The sequence below is a fragment of the Microcoleus sp. F4-D5 genome (genome assembly GCF_036704885.1).
Lineage (GTDB): Bacteria > Cyanobacteriota > Cyanobacteriia > Cyanobacteriales > Microcoleaceae > Microcoleus.
On the sequence record NZ_JAUBSX010000046.1, the window covers coordinates 1 to 24,337 of the forward strand.

General features: G+C 45.7%; 20 protein-coding genes. 15 read left to right on the forward strand and 5 right to left on the reverse strand.

Annotated elements, in window-relative coordinates; translation table 11 throughout:
* Window positions 1-201: 201 nt before the first annotated feature.
* The 5 genes from QUA80_RS20395 to QUA80_RS20415 all read left to right on the forward strand — a co-directional run bounded on the left by QUA80_RS20395 (window position 202) and on the right by QUA80_RS20415 (window position 4,530).
* Window positions 202-1,197 (forward strand): AEC family transporter, encoded by a 996-nt coding sequence (locus tag QUA80_RS20395; RefSeq protein ID WP_333426916.1) that lies wholly within the window; start codon window positions 202-204, stop codon window positions 1,195-1,197.
* 368 nt (window positions 1,198-1,565) lie between these two features.
* Window positions 1,566-1,940: a DUF433 domain-containing protein gene (locus QUA80_RS20400; protein WP_333426917.1), complete on the forward strand. Its 375-nt coding sequence runs from the start codon at window positions 1,566-1,568 to the stop codon at window positions 1,938-1,940.
* On the forward strand, window positions 1,937-2,332 hold the full coding sequence (locus QUA80_RS20405; RefSeq protein WP_333426918.1) for an ACP S-malonyltransferase: 396 nt from the start codon (window positions 1,937-1,939) through the stop codon (window positions 2,330-2,332). The genes QUA80_RS20400 and QUA80_RS20405 overlap by 4 nt, the downstream gene beginning before the upstream one ends.
* Before the next feature lie 75 nt (window positions 2,333-2,407).
* Complete coding sequence (locus QUA80_RS20410; RefSeq protein WP_333426919.1) at window positions 2,408-3,301, forward strand: hypothetical protein; 894 nt, start codon at window positions 2,408-2,410, stop codon at window positions 3,299-3,301.
* Between the two features lie 71 nt (window positions 3,302-3,372).
* Complete coding sequence (locus QUA80_RS20415) at window positions 3,373-4,530, forward strand: pentapeptide repeat-containing protein (protein ID WP_333426920.1); 1,158 nt, start codon at window positions 3,373-3,375, stop codon at window positions 4,528-4,530.
* A gap of 179 nt (window positions 4,531-4,709) precedes the next feature.
* Here QUA80_RS20415 and QUA80_RS20420 read toward each other — a convergent pair whose 3' ends face one another.
* A complete protein-coding gene (locus QUA80_RS20420; RefSeq protein WP_333426921.1) occupies window positions 4,710-5,288 on the reverse strand; it encodes a Uma2 family endonuclease in 579 nt (192 codons plus the stop codon).
* A gap of 120 nt (window positions 5,289-5,408) precedes the next feature.
* Between QUA80_RS20420 and QUA80_RS20425 the strand changes: the two genes are divergently transcribed.
* Both QUA80_RS20425 and QUA80_RS20430 read left to right on the forward strand, forming a co-directional pair.
* Window positions 5,409-6,248 carry a Uma2 family endonuclease gene (locus tag QUA80_RS20425; protein ID WP_333426922.1) on the forward strand — a complete coding sequence of 280 codons (840 nt, stop codon included), beginning with the start codon at window positions 5,409-5,411 and terminating at the stop codon, window positions 6,246-6,248.
* A 76-nt stretch (window positions 6,249-6,324) separates the two neighbouring features.
* Window positions 6,325-6,738: a nuclear transport factor 2 family protein gene (locus tag QUA80_RS20430; protein WP_190657739.1), complete on the forward strand. Its 414-nt coding sequence runs from the start codon at window positions 6,325-6,327 to the stop codon at window positions 6,736-6,738.
* Window positions 6,739-7,090: 352 nt separating this feature from the next.
* On the opposite strand, the gene QUA80_RS20435 is transcribed toward QUA80_RS20430, so the two are convergent.
* The 3 genes from QUA80_RS20435 to QUA80_RS20445 all read right to left on the reverse strand — a co-directional run bounded on the left by QUA80_RS20435 (window position 7,091) and on the right by QUA80_RS20445 (window position 9,290).
* Window positions 7,091-7,759, reverse strand: a complete 669-nt coding sequence (locus QUA80_RS20435) for a 2OG-Fe dioxygenase family protein (RefSeq protein WP_333156802.1) — start codon at window positions 7,757-7,759, stop codon at window positions 7,091-7,093.
* Window positions 7,760-7,947: 188 nt separating this feature from the next.
* On the reverse strand, window positions 7,948-8,712 hold the full coding sequence (locus QUA80_RS20440; protein WP_333426923.1) for an aldolase/citrate lyase family protein: 765 nt from the start codon (window positions 8,710-8,712) through the stop codon (window positions 7,948-7,950).
* 89 nt (window positions 8,713-8,801) lie between these two features.
* Window positions 8,802-9,290: a hypothetical protein gene (locus QUA80_RS20445; protein ID WP_333426924.1), complete on the reverse strand. Its 489-nt coding sequence runs from the start codon at window positions 9,288-9,290 to the stop codon at window positions 8,802-8,804.
* Window positions 9,291-9,475: 185 nt separating this feature from the next.
* Here QUA80_RS20445 and QUA80_RS20450 point away from each other — a divergent pair, with 185 nt between their 5' ends.
* Complete coding sequence (locus tag QUA80_RS20450; protein ID WP_333426925.1) at window positions 9,476-11,653, forward strand: FAD-dependent oxidoreductase; 2,178 nt, start codon at window positions 9,476-9,478, stop codon at window positions 11,651-11,653.
* Window positions 11,654-12,056: 403 nt separating this feature from the next.
* Here the strand turns inward: QUA80_RS20450 and QUA80_RS20455 are convergent, their stop codons facing one another.
* Window positions 12,057-14,954 carry a CBS domain-containing protein gene (locus QUA80_RS20455; RefSeq protein WP_333426926.1) on the reverse strand — a complete coding sequence of 966 codons (2,898 nt, stop codon included), beginning with the start codon at window positions 14,952-14,954 and terminating at the stop codon, window positions 12,057-12,059.
* Window positions 14,955-15,270: 316 nt separating this feature from the next.
* Here QUA80_RS20455 and psbZ point away from each other — a divergent pair, with 316 nt between their 5' ends.
* The 7 genes from psbZ to rimO all read left to right on the forward strand — a co-directional run bounded on the left by psbZ (window position 15,271) and on the right by rimO (window position 23,362).
* Window positions 15,271-15,462, forward strand: a complete 192-nt coding sequence (gene psbZ / locus QUA80_RS20460) for a photosystem II reaction center protein PsbZ (RefSeq protein ID WP_333426927.1) — start codon at window positions 15,271-15,273, stop codon at window positions 15,460-15,462.
* 220 nt (window positions 15,463-15,682) lie between these two features.
* Window positions 15,683-16,270 (forward strand): 6,7-dimethyl-8-ribityllumazine synthase, encoded by a 588-nt coding sequence (gene ribH, locus QUA80_RS20465; RefSeq protein WP_333426928.1) that lies wholly within the window; start codon window positions 15,683-15,685, stop codon window positions 16,268-16,270.
* A gap of 832 nt (window positions 16,271-17,102) precedes the next feature.
* Window positions 17,103-18,341 carry a sedoheptulose 7-phosphate cyclase gene (locus QUA80_RS20470; protein ID WP_333426929.1) on the forward strand — a complete coding sequence of 413 codons (1,239 nt, stop codon included), beginning with the start codon at window positions 17,103-17,105 and terminating at the stop codon, window positions 18,339-18,341.
* Window positions 18,338-19,147, forward strand: a complete 810-nt coding sequence (locus QUA80_RS20475) for a class I SAM-dependent methyltransferase (RefSeq protein WP_333426930.1) — start codon at window positions 18,338-18,340, stop codon at window positions 19,145-19,147. The genes QUA80_RS20470 and QUA80_RS20475 overlap by 4 nt, the downstream gene beginning before the upstream one ends.
* A 293-nt stretch (window positions 19,148-19,440) precedes the next feature.
* Entirely contained in the window at window positions 19,441-20,835 is a 1,395-nt protein-coding gene (locus tag QUA80_RS20480; RefSeq protein WP_333426931.1) for an ATP-grasp domain-containing protein, read from the forward strand.
* A gap of 2 nt (window positions 20,836-20,837) precedes the next feature.
* On the forward strand, window positions 20,838-21,923 hold the full coding sequence (locus QUA80_RS20485; RefSeq protein WP_333426932.1) for a D-alanine--D-alanine ligase: 1,086 nt from the start codon (window positions 20,838-20,840) through the stop codon (window positions 21,921-21,923).
* Window positions 21,924-22,039: 116 nt separating this feature from the next.
* Entirely contained in the window at window positions 22,040-23,362 is a 1,323-nt protein-coding gene (rimO, locus tag QUA80_RS20490) for a 30S ribosomal protein S12 methylthiotransferase RimO (protein ID WP_333426933.1), read from the forward strand.
* Window positions 23,363-24,337: the final 975 nt, after the last annotated feature.

Sequence of the window (24,337 nt, forward strand, 5' to 3'; positions counted from 1 at the left end):
CCTTCAAATGGACTTATTCGGGCAAAGCATTGAAGAAATAATCAATGGTAGGTTAACTCCCGCCTACGTCTACTAGGACGAAAAAGCGTGCAAGTGCGATCCTCTTCGAGAGCTCCGCTAACGACAATTCGCATTTCTTAAACTGATTTTAGTATTACTATTAATAGATAGAGGCATTTCAAATTGTCTAGTTAAATTTTTATGATTGAAACCTTATTTCACGCTTATACGCCTCTAGTTATCTGGACGGGCTTGGGACTGCTGCTGTTTCGGTACATCCCAGTTGATTTTCCCAAGCTGCTGAGCCACTTTCTTTTCTGGATTGGGATACCGCTGCAAATTCTAGTTTTAGCCCGTCAGAGCGATTTTTCTGGTGCTGTGGGATTCACGCCGGCGATCGCCATATTCGTGTTATTTCTGAGTATGAGTTGTGCTTGGCTGACTTGGTTATTATTGCGTAGGCTGAGTGCGGCCCACATCAAAAAGCCCTATTTTCAGGGCAAAAATTCTCTAGTGAATTTATTTCTATTAAATTTTAATTCCCTGAAGCGATCGAGCGAAGGGAGTTTTATCCTAGCTGCGATGTTAGGGAATACGGGCTTTGTTGGATTAGCAATCACCCTGTCTATCATCAGCACCGATAACAATAACTGGGCTGTCTTGTACAGCGTCACTAACAATGTTATTGGAACTTATTTTTTCGGTGTATTTATTGCTAGCTATTTCGGGAACTCCGAGCAAAAAAATCACAGGTGGACTCTGATCCGGGACGTGCTGACAGTTCCCGCCCTGTGGGCATTTTTAATTGGTTTTTCTACTAGAAACATCCCCCTACCCGAGACAGTGGAATCGGGATTGCAGACTGGTGTTTGGGTGGTAATTGTCAGTGCTTTGCTGCTGGTTGGCATCCGGCTGAGGTCTATTAAGAAATGGGAAAGTTTTGAACTGGCTTTAATCCCGTCGCTGTTAAAAGTGGTAATTGTGCCGGTGCTCATCGGATTGGGTGCTAGTTATTTCGGATTGAGCGGCGATCCGAGGTTCGTGTTGGTCTTGATGTCGGGAACGCCCACAGCTCTTTTCGTGCTGATTTTAGCAGAAGTCTACGAGCTCGATCGCGATTTGTTAGCTAGCAGCATCGCCATCAGTTCTGTCGGGTTGCTGTTGATGCTTCCGCTGTGGTTAGCTGGGTTTAGTTGAAGTTGGACGATAGCGTGGGCCGCGTGGGAGTTAGAAACCGGGTTTCTTCTCAAAATCTCGGTAAGGATGCGTAAATTATCGCAGAAACCCGGTTTCTTGGATTTTGGGGCGCGTGGGAGTCAGAAACCGGGTTTCTTTTCAAAATCTCGGTAAAGATGCGTAAATTATCGCAGAAACCTGGTTTCTTGGAGTCTGTGGGGAGTCAGAAACCGGGTGAGTCGCCGCCCTTAAATCCTCAATGAAAATCGACAACCGATGAGCGACGCACCTTACTCTCAGGGTGAGCGTAAACAACCAAAAACCAATGATTGTTGCAAGAGTTTTGATAATTATTCTAATATAGAAATCATTTCTAGGAGGTTATAGGCATGACAAGCATATCCGACGAACAAACAGCTATCATCCGTACAGAAAGAGGACTGTCGATCGCAGGTACGCGCATCACTATCTACGACATCATGGACTATGTGACTGCTCAATATCCGCCTAAGTTTATCAGGGGATTGTTTGACCTTACAGAAGCACAAATTAATGCAGCTTTAGCTTATATTGAGGCAAATCGCGCTGATGTTGAAGCCGAGTATCAAATGGTGCTTAAGGAAGCTGAAGAATTGCGGCTTTACTACGAAGAAAAAAATCGCGATCTGATTGCCAGAATTGCCGCCCAACCACCAAAACCTGGTGAAGAAGCTATTCGAGCAAAACTTCAAGCAGCCAAAGCCAAGTTTAAGTCTCAGCCATGAATTTTTTAGTCGATCATAATTTAAAAGGACACGCCATACTTCTTTCAGGTAGTATTTTAAATAGCGGCTGGCTAGATTGGGTGCCCATTCGATTTATCACCTTTGACGAAATGAGCCTGCAGATCGATAGTGACGATCGAGTAGTTTGGCGCTTGGCTCAATCAAACCAGATGATTTTATTGACCGCCAATCGGAGTATGAAGGGCGATAACTCTCTAGAACAAGTGATGCGCGAGGAAATTACTTCTACATCACTCCCCGTGATTACTATTGGCGATGCCGATCGCTTGTTGAATGACTCTGAATATCGGCAGCGTTGTGCGGTTCGTCTGGTTGAAATTGTGCTTGATATTAATACTTATATGGGTGTAAGTCGGCTTTTCATCCCATGATGTGCTGTCGAGATTGTGGAAGAAGTGCGATCGCAATTTGATTGTCAATAAATATAACGTTTAAAAAGTGATACCATGTTAAAAGAATTAAAAACCATTACTCTTGCAACTCTGCTGGTATTAGGAACAGCTAAACTGGGTTCTACTGCACCTCTACCAAGTCCTAATAATCAAGGGGATTATATAGGAAGAACTTATCATACTTATTGGGAAGTAGTAGACCCAGACCCAAAGGGGTTAAATTGTCGTATGAGTTCTTCTTTTGAAGAATTTATGCGTATTGACAACAGCACTCCATTTGATGTTTTTAATTGGTCTGTAGTTGGTGTTTTAAAACAGGGACAGAGTTTTGAAAGCTTTCCTGGAAATGCTGGTGTTACTTTCCGGGATACCAGGGGTTTACCTTGGCTTTTTGTAGGAAAAAACTACACTGCTGGTGCGGCGCAAGGTTGTTTTATTCGCGCTAATAGTCAATTTGTCAAACCAATACAGATGTCACCGACTCGCGTACAACCTCAAGCGAGTCAACCGCTCACAAGTTCCACGGCACTACCGATGAAGCTTGGTTTTGACGAAGGATTTGGATCGATTGTAGTACCAGAAAGCGATACCACAGCATCGGCGTATGGAGGACGCTTAAGGCGATATGACGTTCACATTGCCAAAATGTTTGAAGTCACGCACTTTATGTGTCAGCAGGGAAATTTAACACCCGGTATTACTTGGAATTACGAGGCTGGGGGTGGCACGATTAATATGGGAAGTTTTGTAATAACCTGCCGACTTGCTAATCAAATAGCTAGTGCCTATGGTTTAGGTAAATCAGAACCTACGAATATTACTTTTTCGGCTGGTGAAATCGGTCGCCCCGATGTCAGCAGTTTCAACATTCCTATCCTAAATATTACAGGTGATAAAGTACCACGCTGGGTGAGTTTTGTGCAGGGATTTCAGCCAGTGAGGAGGTAGGGCGATCGCAGATAATAGGCTTTACTGTCACTTAGAGCAATGTACCTTAATAAAATAGTTGAGAGGAGTTTATGAATATAGATGAAAACGAACTGAAACAACTTTATGCAGAAGGCAGAAGAGATTTTCATGGTTGTGACTTAAGCGATGCTGATTTGACAGATATCGATCTGAGCTTTGCTAATCTAAGTGGTGCAAATTTGAGCAATGCAAACTTAAACTATAGCAATCTAAGCTATACTAATTTAATCAGCGCTCAATTAAGAGGGGCATCTCTTATAGAGGCTAATCTGAAATGGTCAGATATTATTTATGCAGACTTGAGAGATACAAATCTTGAAGGAGCAGACCTAGATTGGGCTAATCTTAGAGGCGCTAACCTTACCAATGCTGACCTAAAAAAAGTAAAAAATATCGAAAGGGCTGATAAAACCAATGCTATAGGATTAGAAAAGCCCGAAAAAACTATTTGTGAAATAGAACCAAAGAATATAAATCAGCTAAATCTTTTCTTTCCCGAAGACATAGTTATATCCGATTACAGAAAACCAAAAATTGAACCAAAGTATCAAAAGAGTTTTAATAAAAAAAATCCACCAGCTTTATTGCCAGAGATTTCAATACATACTAGAACACAGGGAATTCTAGCAGAGATAGGACACAAATTAGGCCATAAAGTATGGATTGCTGCAAACGATCACTCAAAGGACTATATATTCGGAGAGCATAAATTGCGGGACAATACTTGCGAGAACTTTAGGCTCGTCAAACTTAAAGAGTTAACAATGCAAGAATTCCCTGTTGGTGGATTAGACAAAAAGGTTGAAAAAATTAGTAAATTAATTGATCAAATATGGCTAGATACTCAGTTTAAAATAGTAGCATTATTTGAAATTGAATGCACTACTGCTATCCACTCTGGGCTATTGCGTATGGGTGATTTTGTGGCTAATGTAAAATTAAATCCCCTAACATTTATCGATCCCAATTTTCCCATTTATATCGTAATTCCTAAAAAACGAAAGATGCATTTACAAACCCAATTATCTCGACCCATATTTCAATATCTTGAATTGCACAAAAGTTGTGAAGGTATTAATATAGAAGATATAGAGAGGTGTTGGGAAAATATTATCAAGCATAAAATAAAGATCCAGCAAGAAAGAAAGCCGAATATTATTGAGCTTATAGCTTTGAGCAATTTGATCGAGTCTAAAAAAAGTTTTTAAATTTTATGTGATTGGTCAATCAAACAAAGCGTGGAGTGGTTGATATTGCGGTAATCCCTCTAATATTTAAGCATCTGTGCAAATTAAATCTTCTATAACCTATGGGTAATTTCACCCGATCGCAAAGCAATTAAACCACAGAATTACTCTTTTCTATCACAGAATTACTCTTTTCTATTCTACATCGATCGCATAAAAGCATTCACCGCATCATATTGATCCGCCATCCGCGAATAAAACTCGATCGATCGCAAATCCAACTCCGGCAAAAGTTCGCTCTTACTCACCAACTCATATCCCGTTGGACGCAAGCAATAAACCGAAATTACCCCATCCTCCCAAAACCAAACCTCCTGCACTCCCACACGACGATAGATTTCCAGCGTATCAATTCCACCACTCGTCACTGTTACCTCGATCGCCAAATCTGGAACCGACTTGCGCGTACCCAAACAATAAGACTCATCTGGTTCTTTCCGTGCACCCAACTCCTTCATCCCGATAGTTGTACTACCACGGGCGTAGAAACGAATGTCTTTCGTCCGCATATAAATCTCTAAAAGCTGATCTAAAGTGTTTCTAGATTCTTCATGTTCCTCAGAAAAAGGAGCCATAATTTCTAAACACCCATCCAAATAAGTTAAATGCGCCCCAGTTTCCGCCAAATCTGCATCCAACTTTTCTAGAGTCTCCCATGTCACGTTTGACAGGAAAGCCGCAGCTTTACCCAATCCTGCTTTAGAAATTGCGACAACCATCTGACTTACCTTTTACGATCGCTTTTCCATATTAGCGAATATTAGCTAAAGTTTTAAATCAGCTCGATATAATAAAATTTCGCACATTGTACAATGAACAATAACTGCACGGAAAAGACGATGACTGAGATAATAACTGCTACTGGTCTGCCTCCTGCATTCCCCGACCACACGCAATTGCCAGACGAAGACGGTACATTTGTGAAAAATTTCCAGGAGCATCCTCAGAGCATCATTCTGACAGATTCGATCGGGCCGGTTGTAGAGCGGCTGCATCCAGACGGACAATATGCGATCGGGCAAGATTGCGGCATTTACTGGCGAGAAACTGACCCGCCAGAGAAAGGTGCCGAAGCACCGGATTGGTTTTACGTGCCGAACGTACCGGCAACACTTGACGGTTTTCGCCGTTCTTATGTACTTTGGCGGGAACACATGGCTCCGTTCATTGCTTTAGAATTTGCTAGCGGTAATGGAGAGGAAGAGCGCGATCGTACTCCGCTTTCTGTGGCGCCTGACGGTACAACAACTAAACCCGGTAAGTTTTGGGTGTACGAGAGAATTATCCGCATTCCTTACTACGGCATTTATGAAATGAGAACTGGCAATTTAGAAGTTTATCACCTAATAGATTTTGTGTATCGAAGGATGGAGCCAAACGAACGCGGTCACTATCCCATTCCTGTACTAGATGTAGAATTGGGACTGTGGCAGGGAAGCTATCAAAATCAAGAACTTCTTTGGCTGCGGTGGTGGGATTCGCAGGGGAATTTGCTGTTAACTGGCTCCGAACAAGTTGAAATTGAGCGAGCCCTGGTCGAACAAGAACGAGAAAGAGCCGAACAAGAACGGGAAAGAGCCGAACAAGAACGGGAAAGAGCCGAACAAGCAGAGCGAAAAGTCACCCAGTTAGCGGAGCGACTGCGAGCAATGGGAATCGATCCCGATCCTGAGGATTGATATCAAAGTCCCAAAACTCTCTCTGTAGCGCGAGCATCCCGCACCTGATCTTTTATAATCACAAAAAACAAAGCTGATGGAAACTAAACCACCTCTACCGCCCTTTACGTTAGAAACGGCTAAAGCAAAAGTTCAAGCTGCTGAAGATGCCTGGAATACCCGCGATCCAGAACGAGTAGCCTTAGCTTATACGGAAGATTCTCAGTGGCGAAACCGTGCCGAATTCTTCAGCGGACGGGAAGAAATCAAGGCTTTTTTAAGACGAAAATGGGCAAAGGAATTAGATTACCGTTTAAAGAAAGAACTGTGGAGTTTTACAGACAATCGGATTTCTGTTCGCTTCGAGTATGAGTGGCACGATGATTCTGGCTACTGGTATCGCGCCTATGGTAACGAACAGTGGGAATTTGCAGAAAATGGGTTAATGCGAAGACGTGAAGCCAGCATTAATGATGTTCCCATTCAAGAATCTGAACGGAAGTTTCGATAGGATTTATCTGTGAGTTGCTAGAGGCATAAACCGGGTTTTTTAGGAAAATATGCAGGTTTGTAGTCAGGAATTTAGTCATGATTGATATCATGTCCGGTCGATTACCCCTAATACGGTAGGGGGCGGGTTCGCGAAAAAAAAATATCTGCCAACAATCTCCAATCTCAAAAACCCGCCCTTTTTATCGCGGTCACTCAATCGGATATGATATGACTAAACGCCAGAAAGACGAATAAAGTCCTGACTACGAACGAAAGGTTTGTAGTCAGGACTTTAGTCATGATTGAATAAACGCCAGAGAGAGGACTAAAATCCTGACTGCGAACGAAAGACGCCCAATGCCCAACTCTACTCAATCGCAAAGCAAACTCGGAGAAGTCAGCACAAAGACATCCCTGGTTCCCACCCCTTCAGATTCCGGTTTAATCGGCGTAGTAAAGTGGAAAAACTCGTGGTCGTTAACTAACAGCAATTCTCCCGGATGCAGAATTTTATTAAAAACAGGCTTCTCTTTTTTAGCCAAGTACAAATGCGTTTCCCCGCCGACAATATTAGTTCTGTCAACTGAGAAAATCCCGATAAAGTCTGTACCGTCTTGGTGAATTCCTTCCGGTGCGGGGTTGCCGAAATTGTTTGGCGAACAAGTTGTCCTGATTTGATGGATGCCGATTTCAGCTTCCGGGTGAATTTTGCAGGAATCGAAAAAAGCAAAAATCATCTGTTTGAAATTATCGAGGGCGATTAGCCGATCGTCCAATTCGGCAAATTCCCGCCTGATATCGCCCACTAGCGGATTGTATGTTTTGCTTTGATACAAATAGCCGTGAGGTAACTTAACTAACTCATTTCCGTTGACTGCAAACCGCGATAATCTTCTCGAACGATACTTACCTTTCACATACGGATCGACAGGCATATCGTCAAAAAATTCCTTGAAACCTTCTAGCTTAATCGAGTTTACTTTTTTGAAAGTAAACATGAACGCATAATCCAAATGAATGGATTCTAATACGGTTTTCATAGATTTTACTCCCTGAAGCCTTGCTCCCCTCCTTAATTTTGCCTTAAGGAGGTTTATGCTTCTACTCTAGCGCAGGTTTTTTGTATGTGTCGTAAAAGACATTACAAAAATTGCAAAGATATCGTAAAGACGACAAGATGAAGTGGGGGGCTTGTTCTTCTTTTAATCCAAAATCCAAAATCTAAAATCTAAAATCGATTGACTGCTTTCACCAACGACTGACAGGCCCGCAGGAAAACGGCAACATCGACCCCAAGCGCGACGTACTGAACGCCAGCATCAATCCACTGCTGGGCGATTTCGGGGTTTTCGGCAAAAGTACCCGCTGCTTTGCCTGCTTTGCGGATGGTTTGCACTGCCTCCTGCATCATGTCGATGACTCGGGGATCGCGGACTTGGCCGGGAATGCCGATCGACTGTGACAGATCGTAAGGCCCCAGAAAAATCACGTCCACCTCTGGCACAGTCACAATTTCTGCCAGGTTGTCGATACCGCCTTTGCCTTCGACATGAATCACAACTAAGGATTCTTCGTTGAGTTTGTCGGTGATATTTGTACCTGCGGCGGTGTAAAGTCCGGCCCGCGTAGCAAAGGAAAGGCCCCGCGTGCCCAGAGGACTGTATTTAGCACTTTTGACAGCGGTTTCAGCATCAATTTTGCTTTCAATTTGAGGTACTTGAACGCCTGCACTGCCGATGTCGAGAGCTCGTTGAATTTGCGGCCCGTCGTTTTTGCGGACGCGAACAATCGGTGCAATTCCAGTACAGTCGGCGGCGCGACACAAATCTTCAGCAGCAAGCGGGTGCAGGGGGCCGTGTTCCATGTCGATGACGGCAAAATCAAATCCAGCGTGACCGCAGATTTCCATGAATGCGGGATAAGCGCAGTTCATAAATAAACCGAGGACTGTTTCGCCTTGTTTAATTTTTTGTTTGAGTTGGTTTTGACGCATGGGTAATCCCGGAAACTTGATTTTTTTACCGCCGATGAAGCCAGATTTTTTTTAACAATACAGCTAAAATATTGTCGTGATGAATTACTTTATGTTAACAAAATAGACAAAAACTTTATAGCTGCTTTTGCTTCTATCTTAAATGGAATCAAGCACAAAAGCCAGCCAAAAATAAACATTCCTAAAATTGGCAAAAATATGGCTCCCACGGATGGTTCGACTAACCAAGCAAATAAAGCAAACATTCCAATACTGCCCGTTGTCCACAGCCAAAGAATCATAAATCCTAGAACTATTTTATGTAAACTCATCCGAATTTTTATATAACAACCGAACTTTTGAGGGTGTATATCTCCTTCTATAATGGGAATAAATGAATTGCGACCGATGATGATGCGATTGATTTTGAATTTTTTGCCAGAAATTGTTCCTTCATAGGGTTTGACAGGTGGTGGGCTAAAGGGTAGAATTACTCTAAAAAGTTTTGGAGTAGTGACAACTTCGTCCAACCTGCGTAAAACTTCCGAAAAAGTTAAACTGGTGGTAATTGTTAAACTCTCAAAAGGAATCAATGACATAAAAAAATTGACAATTTTGAGCATAAGGTAGATCCGGCTGTTCAATAGTTGTTACTGGTATTAATGCCTCTTATCTAAAAAAGTTTTCCCTGACAACACCGCGAAATACCAGTATACTGCAAAATAAACATTTAGATGAGATGAGTGTTTTTCGCGCTATGTCAAAATTAATTCCACAATCTCCGATGAAACTTCGACAGTATCTATTTTTGCTCAAAGGTCGATCGATCCTTAGTCTCACTTTGGGCATAATTTCCGCGATAGGGAGCATTTCGCCAGTATTTGCCGAACCTCCCCGCAATCCAGACACAGCAGAAACTTGCGACATTCTAGTAGCAGGCGGCGGGCTCGCAGGCGCTGCTACCGCTTACGAAGGTTTGCTGGCGGGGCGCACAGTTTGCCTGACTGAAATTACTGACTGGGTAGGCGGTCAAATTTCCTCCCAGGGAACTTCCGCACTCGATGAAAGAGAGACTCAGCGATCGCTCTTATTTTACCCCCGCGGCTACCTAGAATTGCGGCGGCGGATCGAGCAACATTACGGCCGGCTAAATCCCGGAGGCTGTTGGGTTAGCTATTCGTGTTTCATGCCCTACGACGGTCACAAAATTCTATTTAACATCTTGCAGGATGCCGCTAGAAAAGGCAAAGGCACGCTGAAATGGTTTCCCAATACAGTTATTAAAGAACTAGCAATTACTCCTGCTGAGGTGGGGAATGCAGTTGGAGGTCAACAAATTAAAAGTGCGATCGCCATTCAACACAAACCGGCCGCCAACACGCCACCACTCAACACCGAAACTCTTTCTCAAACTATCGAAGATGCCTATCGCTACGAAAATTCTCCGCGTTTTAATAAAACTATTATTCGGTTTATTCCTAAATCTCAGACCCCCCCTAACCCCCCCTTGGCAAGGGGGGGGAATTCCACCAGTTCCCCTTTACAAGGGGGGAATTCTACCAGTTCCCCTTTACAAGGGGGGAATTCTACCAGTTCCCCCCCTTCTGGCAGTAGGGGGGGTGCTGATTGGTACGTTGTAGATGCCACTGAAACAGGAGAATTGATCGGACTTGCGGATGTTCCCTACCGCCTCGGAATTGACCCGCGTTCCCCTCTGGAACCTTCCTCCCCCAGCCCCACCGGCGACGCTTACTGCACTCAAGGTTTTACCTACACCTTTGCGATGCAGGCAACGAAGGAACCACAGCAGCATCAACTACCTTCTTTTTATCAACAATACGCTCCTTACTACAGCTACGAATTGCCGAGATTGGCCAGCTTTCCTTTAGTTTTCAGCTACCGCCAAATCAGGAGTATGAGACCCGATCGAAAGCGACCTTCAGACCCGAAGCAATTCCCCATTTATCCCGGGGATATTTCGATGCAAAACTGGACGTGGGGCAATGACTATCGTCCCGGTTCTGCCCGGGATAATTTAATTTATTCTCGCGCGCAGTTGGAAGCAGCCGGTCAACTGCAACCGGGGGGATGGATGGGCGGTTTGCGAACCGAAACTTTGCGAAAGGGAGAGGAAAATGCCAAAGGATTTTTCTACTGGCTGGTAACAGGAACTACTGACTCGCAGCTAGGAGAGGGAGTCAAAAAGCCTAATCCCAACAATCGTTTTTTGAGCGGGTTAGATTCGCCGATGGGGACGGTACACGGACTATCTAAATATCCTTATATGCGGGAGGGCAGGCGCATTATTGGGCGGCCGAGTTTCAATCAGCCTCAAGGTTTTACGGTGTGGGAAGTTGATATGTCTCGCACTGACTTTGCGGCGGATTTTTACCGCCAGAATTTGTCGGAGGAAGAGTATCGCAATTTGTGGTTGGCTGTGGGTGGTTTGAACGCGCCGGCTTTGGCCGTGGGAAGTCAATCTGTTGAGGATACAAAATCGCGATCGCGCGCTACGATTTATCCTGATTCTGTGGGTATCGGTCATTATGCGATCGACTTTCACCCCTGCATGACTAACAGTCCGCCGGAAGCACCGGGAAATACCGAACGCGAAGGTACTCGCAAAGCTCAAGGGCAAGCTTATCCGTTCCAAATTCCGCTGCGGGCAATGATTCCTCAGAAAATTGACAATATGTTAGTGGCAGGTAAAAGTATTGCTGTTAGCCACACAGCGGCCGCTGCTTATAGAGTGCATTCTTTTGAATGGTCTGCCGGTGCTGCGGCGGGAGTTACGGCTGCTTTTTCCCTAGAAAAGGGGATTATACCTTATGAATTAGTGGACGAATTGCCATCTCGCGAGCCAAACTTGGAAGTGTTGCAGTTGCGGTTGCAGCAAAATAAGAATCCGATCGCATTTCCGGGTACTTCTATTTTCAATAGTTCCTGGCAAAATTGGAAATAATCGCAGTTCGTAATCTCAATAGCCACAAGACCAAAAATCAGATCAATTCCGGTTACACCGGAATGATTTTTGGTTGTTGACTCGGGGTCTAGAAACTGAATAGTTGAGTATTAACTGTTGACTCGATTTTATGATTCCGATGCACCCGGAAACGATATCGTGGGGCGATGGAGGTAAAAAAGCCCAAATCCATATCGCACAGGCCTTACGCTTACAGCAACAGACCCCAAATTGGTTCTATCTGAGATGTTGCACCATTGTCAATAAGCCTTTTATGAACCGGCATCCTGCCCGTGAAGCGAGAAAATCTACTCTTCGCGGAACGGGAATGAAAGCCTGTGAAGCGAGAATGGTGCAAGATGCTACTTCTATAGAAAAAATAACGCGCTGATAACGCACATTACTAAGTTTGAGGATAACGTTCTGCCAAGAAAGAGATAGCAGCAGCCCGATCGCCCAAATCGCCATCCAATTTCGCCGCCAACAAATCATCCAACATTCGTTTAAACCCAGGCCCGGGCTTATAGCCCAAAACCTTCAAATCGTTGCCATTTAAAGGAGGCTCAACATTCGCCCACCTGGTGAGATATTCCCAAATTTGGCGGCGTGCACTTCGCGGACTTTGCAGGGCGATCGCAATTAACACCGGCAATTCATAATTCTTCAACAGCAGCACCAATTGACTCGGCAACTTGCACTTAGGCAAATTCTCTACTAACTGGTTCTTTCCGGCTTCCAAAGCTTCCAGCCGCTTAATGCTGTCAGCAGGTAACTGAAGATTTGCAGCCACCTTGCCGCGATATTCCGGTGCTAAATAAGCGATCAAAACTTCCAGCCGCATCTGCCAATCGGGAATATTGATCATGGGGAATGGGGAATGGGGAATGGGGAATGGGGAATTGTCTCTTCCCTCTTCCTTCTTCCCTCTTCCTTCTTCCCTCTTCCTTCTTCCTTCTTCCTTCTTCCCTCTTCCCTCTTCCTTCTTCCCTCTTCCTTCTTCCTTCTTCCTTCTTACTCCATTCAAACACCGATCGAGCAAACGCAGTTGCCGCCACAACTGGCGATCCAACTCCAAACTAGGATGAATGCAGCGCAAAGCCTGCAAATCTCCCAGCATTTGCAAAGCAACTTTCCAGTAAGGAGCTTGCAAAATGTATTTTAATTCGCTTTTGAGCCGAGTTTCCAAAGCCGGAGCTCGGCCGTTTTCCCCCTGAATTCGGTAATAAATCCCGCTGGCCAAAGCGTGGCGGATGTATCCTTCCGTCTGCGGCTCAATTTCAAACCCCAACCGCACCGCAAACCGCACAGCGCGATAAATTCGCGTCGGATCTTCGATAAAACTATTGGCGTGCAAAACTCGAATTTGCTTCGATTCCAAGTCCAGCAAACCGCAAAAAAAATCTAACAATTCGCCACTGCGAGGAACACCCAACCGCACAGCCAGCGCATTAATTGTAAAATCCCTGCGGTACAAATCTTGGCGAATCGAACTCGCTTCAACTTCAGGATTTGCAGCCGGATAAGGATAAAATTCAGTACGAGCCGTAGCGATATCCACCCACAGCGAGCCGAAAGCAGAGTCTTTGTGCCACAAAAGCGCTGCGGTTTGAAATTGACCGTGAACGTCCAAACGCGATTCTGGGTAAAGTTTTTGCAGCGAGGAAGCTAACTCGACACCTGCACCGGAATCGTCGGAACCGGACTTTCCATCCACAACCAAATCGATATCTGTTAGCGCCACTGTATCATCGGTCGCTAAGAGTAAATCCCGGACTGCTCCACCCACAAGATAAAGTTGCCAGCCGCGCTGTTGGGCAATATTGGCCGCGATCGACAATAATTGCCACAATTCGGCACTGATGCGCGATCGCAACAAATGCTCAACCGATTCGGGCATGACACAATAAGACAATTCTGCATTGCTTCCCCTGTCTCGCGCTTTTTGCTGGTGCAATTCCCGCAACACGTCAGTGCGGGTAACAATTCCCACCAGTTGACCGTTTTCCAATACTGGCAAGCGCCCGATATCGTATGTCACCATTAAAGATTCAATTTCCGGCAGCAAGGTATCTGGGGCGATCGTTTTTAGCTGCCAAGTCATGTAACCCTTCACCGGGGCGTGACTGAAACCGTGGTGCAGGGCAATGTCAATGTCCCGGCGCGAGATAATGCCGGCGAGCCGATCGCCCGCATCGACCACACAAAGCCCCGAATGTCCGTAACGTAGGAGGATACGGTGAGCTTCCCCCACCGATGTTTCCGGGCGAATACTCCGCACTGGAGACGACATTAATTCGCGCGCTGTCGGAGGGTGGGGAATTTGAGCTTTGAGTTCGTCAGCTAACTGATTTAAAGTCAGCAGGGGGTCAACATCGCGGGTGGCGATGGAAGCGGCGCGGGCGTGACCTCCGCCGCCGAAGGGTTTGAACAATTCGCTGAGGTTTGTTCCTTCGATGCGCGATCGACCGATAATAGTTAATCGATTGGAAACTGGCGATTCGGGAGCGATGTTGCGGTTGTTTTCGTTTTCGCCAAATTTATAAACATTACCTAACAGCAGAGCATCGGTTTCAGTTAAATCGAGCAAGCGAGAAGCCAGCGAAGACAGTCCGGGAACGTAGGATTCCGTAGATAGCAGCACCCAAGCTACGCTGTAACCGTGCAAAGTTTCCGATCGCAAATTATTCAGCGCTTCTGGGAGCAAATCTTGCAATTGAGGAGACAAACCGGGTTCTACATATTCAGCGATGACCCCCAAACTCGCTCCCTGTTCCATCAACCAGGCCAAAGCTATTGCATCTCGCGCAGTTGCGCCCTCAAAGGTGAGGGAACCTGTATCGACGTGGATGCCGAGGGCCATGACTGTTGCTTCCGAAGGCAGAAGGCGAGATGGTGTGTCGCTGTTTTCTGCTTGATTTTTGAGTTTTTCGACAATTAATGTAGTGGTGGCTCCGACTGCTTCGATTTGGGTAACAGTAGCGGGGATGTCTGAATGCGCCTCTAGGTGGTGGTCGAAAACAGCAATTTCGCTCAGGTGCGGCAAATCCAGCCACTCGGCGGCTTTTCCCAACCGATCGCGCCCGGAGGCATCAACTATAGTAATCGATCGAATTTGTTGCGGATTGACCGATCGGCGTTCAATCAGCGGGTACTCGTCGCGGTGTAGCGCCAAAAAATCCCGCACCGTCGGGTGACACCCGCCAGTAAGTACGATCCTGCTACCGGGGCGCAGCACGCAAAGTCCCACCGCCGCCCCCAAGGCGTCAAAATCTGCTGTTGTGTGGCACAAAACTAAGTCCATAGTCGAACATCCCGCATCTCTAACTCAAACAGTAGCAATTTCTCGCCCTCTGAAACCGGATGTGTCGATCGGGCTTTAACTTAACCTTTCCAGTTTTCTGTGCTGTAACGAACAATGATAAAATTGATAAAAATCTTAAGAGCCGCTGACGCCTGTTCGCGCAACGCCCGAATTTGCCTGGGTTCTTTCGTATCAATCAACCGACAATTTCTCGATCGACGATCGGGAAACTGTCAAAAACTAGAATTTGGAAGATTTTTTTCGGTTCTGGGAAACTATTTCCGATCAACGCACGGTTATATCGAAAGGAGAAAAGATGTTATCAATTCTGTTTCAACTGGTTTTACTGGGTCTGGTACTGCTGTCTTTTGTGATGGTCGTTGGCGTGCCAGTAGCTTATGCCTCTCCCCAAAACTGGAATCAGTCTAAATCCCTAATTTATGCCGGGTCTGGTCTCTGGTTTTTGCTGGTTATTGCAGTGGGTGTATTGAACTTTTTAGTCGTTTAATTTCACCCAACCATATCGAATAAAGAAGGTAAAAGATAGAAGGATGAAGGCATTCACCAGCGATTGAAAGGCATTCGGCAGAAGCTAGGAATTTTCCAGACCGCGCGACCCTGTATGTTTTTGCACTTGAGATTCAGATGAGATGCTGCTACTTTCTGGCTTTTGCCTTCTCAAAAACAAAAATCAAAAATCTAAAACCTAAAATCTAAACTAAAACACTATGACTGTTTACGAGGGAACTTTTACTCAAACAGAATCTTTACGATTTGCTATTGTCATCGGTCGTTTTAACGATTTGATTGTAAACAAACTTTTGGAGGGATGTCAAGATTGTTTGAAACGCCACGGCGTTGATATTAATCCTCATGGTTCTCAGGTGGACTTTTTTTGGGTTCCCGGAAGTTTTGAGATTCCTTTGGTGGCCAGGCAAGCTGCTCTTTCTCGTCGCTACGATGCGGTAATTTGTCTGGGTGCGGTAATTCGGGGCCAAACTCCTCATTTCGATTTTGTGGCTGGTGAGGTTGCTAAGGGAATTGCTGCTGCTGCTTTTCAGACAGGGGTGCCGGTGATTTTTGGGGTGGTGACGACTGACACGATGCAGCAAGCTTTGGAAAGGGCTGGAATTAAAAGCAATTTGGGCTGGAATTATGCTATGAGTGCTTTGGAAATGGGCACTTTGATGCGCCAAGTTAAGGGTTTGGGCGTAAACTCTTACGGTCAATTAGTTAGTGGGTCTCCTGGTCAAGTGCTGTCGGGCGAAGCAAATCTGGCTATAGCCCCGGATCTATCGTCAGATCAAATACTGTAATTTCTACAAAGCATATTTTGCCAACAATGGCCCATTGGTAACAAGTTAAGCTAAGAAAGCATTTGTCATATCTATTCCGGTTACACTCCTGATGATGGTCCGTTGGGAGTGGGGGAAGGTGGAATTTGCGCGACGTTGACTCGATCGTGCTCATGCAACCGGAAACGATATCAATCAGCAATTATGCTCAACATTTATTCGGATTTTGGGCCCAAAACTGAGATTTGGGCGATCGTGCGATCGTGCCGAGGGTCATATTTATACTTACTCCCTCTCAAGTCGTGAATTTTCCACTCCTAAAAAAGCTGTTTTTTTGAGTAATATTACTGATTGACAAATGCCATTAAGTTTTAACTTGTCACCAATGACAATCGCGACAATTCCAAATTCAGATTTTGACAAGTGGCAGCATTTGATTCACTTGCTGTTCTGGAACACGCATATCTCCTCAAAGACAGATTTCCTCCAAAAATTTTGAATAATAATGTGGAAGTGCTAGATTATCTTCTATTCCCCAAGAGGTATTATGGAGCTTTGGTGTTGAATAAGGTTGAATAAATATCAGAAATCCGTTATGTTAACTTAAGTGTAAGTATTGAGCTTCTCTAAACTCGCTCCTTGCAAGGATTTCAGTATAAATGCTGTACGATAAGTACTTAACCGCTTCTTAATAAACAGCTCTGAAAACAGCTTTCTAGATTGATTGTTGAGATTATATCGAATGACAATTTTGTCAAACAAATGCCTAGAAAGCTTTTCTGGAAAAGGATTCAGCGTTTTTGCTGTGGCATGAATACTTACATTTACTTATCAACGAAAGTGCAAAAATTTTATGGGTGACATTCAAGCAACATTTACAGCTACCGATCGAGCTTTTCAGATTGAGGGGTACGAAAAAATAGATTTCAGCCTGCTATACGTCGATGGTGCTTTCAAGCGGGAGAATCCTGAGATTGCGGATAGTTACCGCCAATTCGGTCGCTGTTTAATGGTTGTAGATGAAACAGTCTACGGTCTGTACGGTACACAGATGCAAGATTATTTCAATCATCACGAGATAGATTTAACAGTCTTTCCAGTTAATATCAAGGAACCTGATAAGACGTTAAAAACGTTTGAAAGCATCATAGATGCCTTCGTTGATTTCGGACTCGTGCGGAAGGAGCCTGTTTTGGTAGTCGGTGGTGGATTGACGACAGACGTAGCTGGTTTTGCCTGTTCATCCTATCGCCGTCGGACTAACTACATTCGCGTACCGACAACCTTAATTGGGCTGATTGATGCCAGTGTGGCGATCAAAGTAGCTGTGAACCACGGTAAGCTGAAAAACCGCCTCGGCGCCTACCACGCTTCGCAGAAAGTAATTTTAGATTTCTCGTTTCTGAAAACTCTGCCGATCGACCAAATACGAAACGGCATGGCAGAGTTAATTAAAATCGCCGTGGTAGGCAACAAAGAAATCTTCGAGTTGTTAGAAAACTACGGCGAAGCATTGCTGCACAGCCATTTTGGCTATTTAAACGGCACATCTGAACTGCGCGAAGTGGCCCATCGGTTAACCTACAACGCGATTCAGTCAATGCTGGCCCTAGAAGTACCAAACCTCCACGAGCTAGATTTGAATCGGGTGATTGCCTACGGTCACACCTGGAGTCCGACGCTGGAACTAACGCCGGAAATTCCGATGTTCCACGGCCACAGTGTCGCCATCGATATGGCTTTTTCGGCGACTATTGCCCAACTGCGGGGCTACATTTCGATCGCCGACCGCGATCGGATCTTAGGATTAATGAGCCGCCTCGGACTAGCAATTGATAGCCCTTATCTGACATCAGAACTGCTCTGGAAAGCCACCACATCGATCAGTCGTACCCGCGACGGCCTTCAGCGTGCTGCGGCTCCATGCCCCATTGGCGACTGCTTTTTCATGAACGATTTGACTCGAACTGAGTTGGATGAAGCCCTAGCGGTGCATCGAGAAATCTGTCAGGGCTATCCGCGTCACGGTGATGGCGAGGATATGTATGTGGTATTGCAGAAAGTTGCAACTCTTTCCAAATCGGGGGTATGACCGTGAGACCCGTTACCCCAGTCGGGATTTTAGCGGCTAAACTCGAAAGTCTCGTCTCGCAAGTAGAAAAAATCGACAATCTCGATCGAGCTTTCAAGGCCCAATTACAACAAGCCTACGAACTAGCCAACGGTCTCGATCCCTACCTGAATCTTTGTACCACACCCGAATCTCCCGCCTTAGCCGCGTTAGTGAAGCGCACTCAATCAGAAGATTGGAGTAAGCGATTCTCTGACGGCGAGACAGTGCGCCAATTGGAACAGGAGATGCTTTCGGGCCATGTGGAAGGCCAAATGCTGAAATTTCTCGTCCATCTCACCAAAGCACAGCGCGTACTGGAAATCGGGATGTTTACCGGGTACTCAGCACTAGCAATGGCGGAAGCACTGCCGGTGGATGGAGTGGTGGTAGCCTGCGAAGTAGACGCTTACGTCGCTGAATTTGCCCAGAAGTGTTTTGACGAATCGACTGCCGGTCACAAAATCTCAGTGAAGGTGGCACCGGCTCTAGAAACCATGAAACAATTGGCCCAACACGGGGAAGTCTTCGATTTGGTGTTTATCGATGCCGATAAAGCTGGATACACAGATTATCTCGATTTACTCCTAACTACGGGGTTGTTGGCTCCCAATGGCTTGATCTGCGCCGACAATACTTTGATGCAGGGACAGCCATATGTGTCGGGTACTGCTACTGAGAACGGAGTGGCGATCGCCAAATTCAACCAGGCTCTAGTTGACGATCCGCGCGTAGAGCAAGTGTTAGTGCCGCTCAGAGATGGATTGACCTTAATTCGGCGCGTTTAGAGCGTGTTCTCTTGCCCCGGAGATTCCCTTAATCAGGCGGGCTAGGAACGGTCAAAGTCCTAATGCGGATTTAGCCGGATCGGAATCTGTGCAACCGGAATCTATCTAATTCATCTGCGTTCATCTGTGTTTATCTGCCTGTATCTGCGGTTTAAAAAAGATAATTTCAGCAAGCGCAGATGACAGTGGATGGACGCGGATTTACGCAGATGAATATCGGAGAAATGTGAATATTTCTGATGCTCACAGATTTGATATTACCTTTAATTATAGTGTTTACTTACTAAAAAATTATGCTCGAAACAGTTTCTGTGGCAGCGATGCCATCTGAACAGGAAAAAAACACTGGGAACAGGCGCTTCCCGACTGCATTCAAAACCATAGCAACCTTAATTTTGCTGCTGTTAGTAATGCCCCTGAATCTCGCATTAACTGCGATCGCCCTACTGAGATCCATCATCATCAAACCGTTTCAGTCTCGATCAACTGCAGCGACTCCCCAAACGATTTTGATTAGCGGCGGCAAGATGACCAAAGCATTGCAGCTAGCCCGATCGTTCCATAAAGCCGGTCATCGGGTAATTTTGGTTGAAACCGAGAAATACTGGCTGACAGGTCATCGTTACTCTTGGGCAGTCGATCGCTTTTACACAGTACCAAACCCGCAGACAGAGGAATACCCCCAAGCACTCTTAAAAATTGTCCGACAAGAGGGAGTTAATGTTTACGTTCCCGTCTGCAGTCCAGTCGCGAGTTACTACGATGCCGAAGTCAAAAGGGTACTTTCTCCCCACTGTACGGTAATGCACGTAGATGTCGAAACTCTGCAACGTTTGGATGATAAATATGAGTTTGCAACAGCCGCCCAAGCATTGGGGCTGCCAGTTCCGAAGTCTTACCGCATTACTAATCCCCAGCAAGTAATCGATTTTGATTTTAGTGATGCACAGCGCAAATACATTATCAAAAGTATTCCCTACGATTCTGTCCGCAGGTTAGATCTCACTAAGTTACCCTGCAAAACCCCAGCCGAAACAGCCGCCTTTGTCAACTCATTACCAATTTCTGAGAGTAAACCTTGGATTATGCAAGAGTATATTCCGGGGCAAGAATACTGCACTCACAGTACCGTCCGTAACGGTCATCTTCAGTTGCACTGTTGCTGCAAATCGTCGGCGTTTCAGGTTAATTACGAGAATGTCGATCGCCCGGATATCGAAAATTGGATTCGTCAGTTTGCCAAGAGTCTCAATCTGACTGGACAAGTTTCCTTTGATTTCATTCAGGCGGCGGATGATGGAGAGATTTACGCGATCGAATGCAACCCCCGCACCCATTCAGCCATCACGATGTTTTACAACCATCCAGATGTGGCAAAAGCTTATTTGGAACCCGACCCTTTACCGCAGACTGTGCAGCCTTTGGCATCCAGTCGCCCGACTTACTGGATTTACCATGAAATTTGGCGGTTGGTGACTCATTTGTCGTCGCCAAAGCTCGTTTCTGAGCGGTTAAAAATTATCGCCCAAGGCAAAGATGCTATTTTCGATTGGGACGATCCGCTGCCGTTTTTGATGGTGCATCATTGGCAAATTCCCTTGTTGTTATGGGGTAATTTGCAGAAGCCGAAAGAGTGGATTCGGATTGATTTTAATATTGGCAAGCTTGTGGAAATAGGGGGAGATTGAGTATGTCAGTATTGCGGGTTTTGCATTTAGTCGGCTCGGCAGTTAGCGATTTTTTCTGTAATTTATCGCGCCTTTATGCAGAAGATTGTCTGAAAAATACGGCTAATTCAGCACTCTATGAATTTCATATTGCCTATATTTCTCCCGATCGCCAATGGCGTTTTCCTACATCTCTAGATCCGAGTGCGATCGCGGCGGCTAATCCCATGTCTCTAGCGGGCGCTGTGCAGGTGCTGACACAGCTAAAGATTGACGTAATGGTACCGCAGATGTTTTGCATCCCCGGCATGACTCAATACCGCAGCTTGTTCGATATGCTGAGTATTCCTTATGTGGGTAATCCGGCAGAGTTGATGGCGCTGGTGGCTGATAAGGCGAAGACTAAGGCAGTAGTAGCGGCCGCTGGGGTAAGTGTACCGTTGGGAGAAGTTGTCCGCGCGGGCGATCGACTTTCGATTGATTTGCCGGTGGTGCTCAAGCCACTAAATGGTGATAATTCCATTGGAGTGACTTTGGTTAAAAATGCTGCTGACTATGATGCGGCTTTGCAGACAGCATTGACTCATTCAGAGGAAGTGCTGGTAGAAAAATTCATTGAATTGGGTAGAGAAGTTCGCTGTGGGATTATTGTCCAAGCTGGCGAGCTCGTCTGCTTGCCGCTGGAAGAGTATGCTGTGCATCCTGATACGAAGCCGATTCGGAGTTATGCCGATAAGCTGAAACAAAATGACGGTGGCAACTTGAGTTTGACTTCTAAGGATAGTACCAAGTCGTGGATAGTTGACACCAGCGATCCGATTACTCAGAGAGTTTGGGCCCAGGCCAGAAAATGCCACATCGCTTTGGGCTGTCGCCACTACAGTTTATTTGATTTTCGCATCGACCCGGACGGACAACCTTGGTTCTTAGAAGCGGGGCTGTACTGTTCTTTTGCCGAAAAAAGCGTGCTTTCTACTATGGTCAAAGCATCGGGAATTTCTCTGGATACTTTTTTTGAGAGTATGCTGCAAAATTCCTTACAAGGTCGATCGGGTACAGCGACAAGCAATATAAATTCGGGTGGCACGGCAATGATGGTTGAGCGTTGACAGTCTAAAGTGATGAATTTGGAATTGGTGCAACTAAGAAGGATTATTTGCAATTTTTAAAATTGTGTGATATCATAAAACGTTCTTAGAAATAGCGCAACACTAACTATTACTGCATGGCAACGAAGCCAACGATCGCATTTACTCACCTCGGCTGCGAAAAAAATCGCATCGATACCGAACACATGATCGGCTTGCTGGCTCAAGCGGGCTATCAAGTCGATTCTAATGAAGAATTAGCCGATTATGTTGTAGTCAATACTTGCAGTTTTATCCAAGCTGCGCGAGAAGAGTCGGTCCGCACCTTGGTAGAATTGGCAGAAGCTAATAAAAAAGTAGTAATCACCGGCTGCATGGCACAGCATTTTCAGCAGGAATTGCTGGACGAATTGCCCGAAGCTGTCGCAATTGTCGGCACAGGCGACTATCACAAAATAGTCGATGTTATGCAGCAGGTGGAAAAGGGCGATCGAGTTTCCCTCGTCTCTTCAGAACCTACTTACATCGCTGACGAAACTACTCCCCGCTACCGCACGACATCGGAAGGTGTGGCTTATCTGCGAATAGCAGAAGGCTGCGACTACCGCTGTGCATTTTGCATTATCCCGCACTTGCGCGGAAATCAACGATCGCGGACGATCGAATCTATTGTCGCCGAAGCTAAGCAATTAGCCTCCGAAGGGGTCAAGGAAATTATCTTAATTTCTCAAATTACCACCAACTACGGCAAAGATATTTATGGCGAACCGAAACTAGCCGAACTGCTTCGGGCTTTGGGTGAAGTAGATGTACCTTGGATTCGGATGCACTACGCCTATCCTACAGGTTTGACTCCGCAAGTTGTCGCAGCCATCCGCGAAACGCCCAACGTTTTGCCGTATTTGGATTTACCCCTGCAACACTCGCACCCGGAAATTTTGCGGGCGATGAATCGACCTTTTCAAGCCGGGATCAATGATGCTATAGTCGATCGGCTCAAAGCAGCAATTCCCGGTGCCGTAATGCGGACAACTTTTATTGTCGGCTTCCCCGGCGAAACCGACGAACACGCAGCACACTTGCTGGAATTTGTCAAGCGCCACGAATTCGATCACGTAGGAGTTTTCGTGTTTTCGCCAGAAGAAGGAACCCCAGCCTTCAGCTTGCCCCAGCAAATACCTGCAGAAATAATGGAAATGCGGCGCAATTCGGTAATGGCAGCACAACAACCTATATCATTGAAGAAGAATCAAGAGTCTGTCGGTCAGGTAGTTGATGTCCTGATAGAACAAGAACAACCAGAGACAGGCGAGTTGATTGGTAGATCCGCTCGGTTTTCCCCAGAAGTAGATGGACTCGTCTATGTCACAGGAGAAGCGCGACTGGGATCGATCGTATCTGTGAAAATTACTGGTGCAGATGTCTACGACCTCTACGGTCAAGTCGATTTGAGATTTTAGATTGACTGCACAGACTCATCTGGGAACTCGATCTTTTGTCTAAAATTGTGGGATCGACCCTCATGAGTTGACGTGGCACTGTATCCGGTGCTGGGCGGGGTCAAGTGTAAGTGTTACTGGAACTGTCGCGATCGGCGGTGTGGCGAACCAAAACCGGACACCAGCCAAAAATGATTAGCGGATTGTGCAGCGAAAGTAACGGTTTGTACAATATTGTGCAAAGATATGTACAAAAGGGGTTTTAAACTTTTTTAGCCCTTCTCTGGCAATCGACGCTCCCCCTCGGGGTGCGGTTATCTCTACAGAACGATCGGAAAATTTTAACGAATTTAATGTTTTGTTTCTGAATGTAAAGAGTTATGATGATAACAAGCCAGAAATAAGCGGGGATAATTTGAGATTGCTTCGCCGTCCGACCTACACCACAACGGTATCCCGAAAGAGTGTTGAGATGGATAGGCGGTAACGGTAGCCCAAAAAGGAATACAAGCCTCCGGCTTAAGTCGTGGAGAGATAAGAATTTTAGAGGAAAGTTAAAGCTCTCTGATTCATCAGTGGAGTCAATCTAAAATCTAAAATCTAAAATCTAAAATCGACTGACGGTCGCCCCATCCCCTGCTCAATCCCGCAGGCGACGGATTGCGGGATAGCGCCTGAACCAAACAACCTGTTACTACTATCAGTAGTGAAGTGGGGCTGGTCATGATCCTCACTATAAAATGCCTGAGAGGGAAAGCTTGCAAGTACCTCAAAGGAAGTCCAATGTCCTGTTTTAAGAATGTTGGAAGCCTATAACCCGACCCCTGGCGGTTGGTATCGGCGATGTCACAAAATCAAAGACGGCTGTCGAATTGGTAAATTTAGTCACCATCGACGGAGCTGCCCTATACTCGATTGCTATTTAAGAAGGTGCGCGCAGGCGCAGCACCATAAAGAACTCTTATGAGTTCCTGCCGCCGAGCAGAAATCCGCATC

Coding starts and splice junctions, on each gene's coding strand:
- QUA80_RS20485 (WP_333426932.1), top strand. CDS start 20,838: ATGTCAGTATTGCGGGTTTTGCATTTAGTCGGCTCGGCAGTTAGCGAT.
- QUA80_RS20440 (WP_333426923.1), bottom strand. CDS start 8,712: ATGCGTCAAAACCAACTCAAACAAAAAATTAAACAAGGCGAAACAGTC.
- QUA80_RS20430 (WP_190657739.1), top strand. CDS start 6,325: ATGGAAACTAAACCACCTCTACCGCCCTTTACGTTAGAAACGGCTAAA.
- QUA80_RS20450 (WP_333426925.1), top strand. CDS start 9,476: ATGAAACTTCGACAGTATCTATTTTTGCTCAAAGGTCGATCGATCCTT.
- QUA80_RS20445 (WP_333426924.1), bottom strand. CDS start 9,290: ATGTCATTGATTCCTTTTGAGAGTTTAACAATTACCACCAGTTTAACT.
- ribH (WP_333426928.1), top strand. CDS start 15,683: ATGACTGTTTACGAGGGAACTTTTACTCAAACAGAATCTTTACGATTT.
- QUA80_RS20415 (WP_333426920.1), top strand. CDS start 3,373: ATGAATATAGATGAAAACGAACTGAAACAACTTTATGCAGAAGGCAGA.
- QUA80_RS20400 (WP_333426917.1), top strand. CDS start 1,566: ATGACAAGCATATCCGACGAACAAACAGCTATCATCCGTACAGAAAGA.
- QUA80_RS20455 (WP_333426926.1), bottom strand. CDS start 14,954: ATGGACTTAGTTTTGTGCCACACAACAGCAGATTTTGACGCCTTGGGG.
- QUA80_RS20435 (WP_333156802.1), bottom strand. CDS start 7,759: ATGAAAACCGTATTAGAATCCATTCATTTGGATTATGCGTTCATGTTT.
- QUA80_RS20405 (WP_333426918.1), top strand. CDS start 1,937: ATGAATTTTTTAGTCGATCATAATTTAAAAGGACACGCCATACTTCTT.
- rimO (WP_333426933.1), top strand. CDS start 22,040: ATGGCAACGAAGCCAACGATCGCATTTACTCACCTCGGCTGCGAAAAA.
- QUA80_RS20425 (WP_333426922.1), top strand. CDS start 5,409: ATGACTGAGATAATAACTGCTACTGGTCTGCCTCCTGCATTCCCCGAC.
- QUA80_RS20475 (WP_333426930.1), top strand. CDS start 18,338: ATGACCGTGAGACCCGTTACCCCAGTCGGGATTTTAGCGGCTAAACTC.
- psbZ (WP_333426927.1), top strand. CDS start 15,271: ATGTTATCAATTCTGTTTCAACTGGTTTTACTGGGTCTGGTACTGCTG.
- QUA80_RS20410 (WP_333426919.1), top strand. CDS start 2,408: ATGTTAAAAGAATTAAAAACCATTACTCTTGCAACTCTGCTGGTATTA.
- QUA80_RS20470 (WP_333426929.1), top strand. CDS start 17,103: ATGGGTGACATTCAAGCAACATTTACAGCTACCGATCGAGCTTTTCAG.
- QUA80_RS20480 (WP_333426931.1), top strand. CDS start 19,441: ATGCTCGAAACAGTTTCTGTGGCAGCGATGCCATCTGAACAGGAAAAA.
- QUA80_RS20395 (WP_333426916.1), top strand. CDS start 202: ATGATTGAAACCTTATTTCACGCTTATACGCCTCTAGTTATCTGGACG.
- QUA80_RS20420 (WP_333426921.1), bottom strand. CDS start 5,288: ATGGTTGTCGCAATTTCTAAAGCAGGATTGGGTAAAGCTGCGGCTTTC.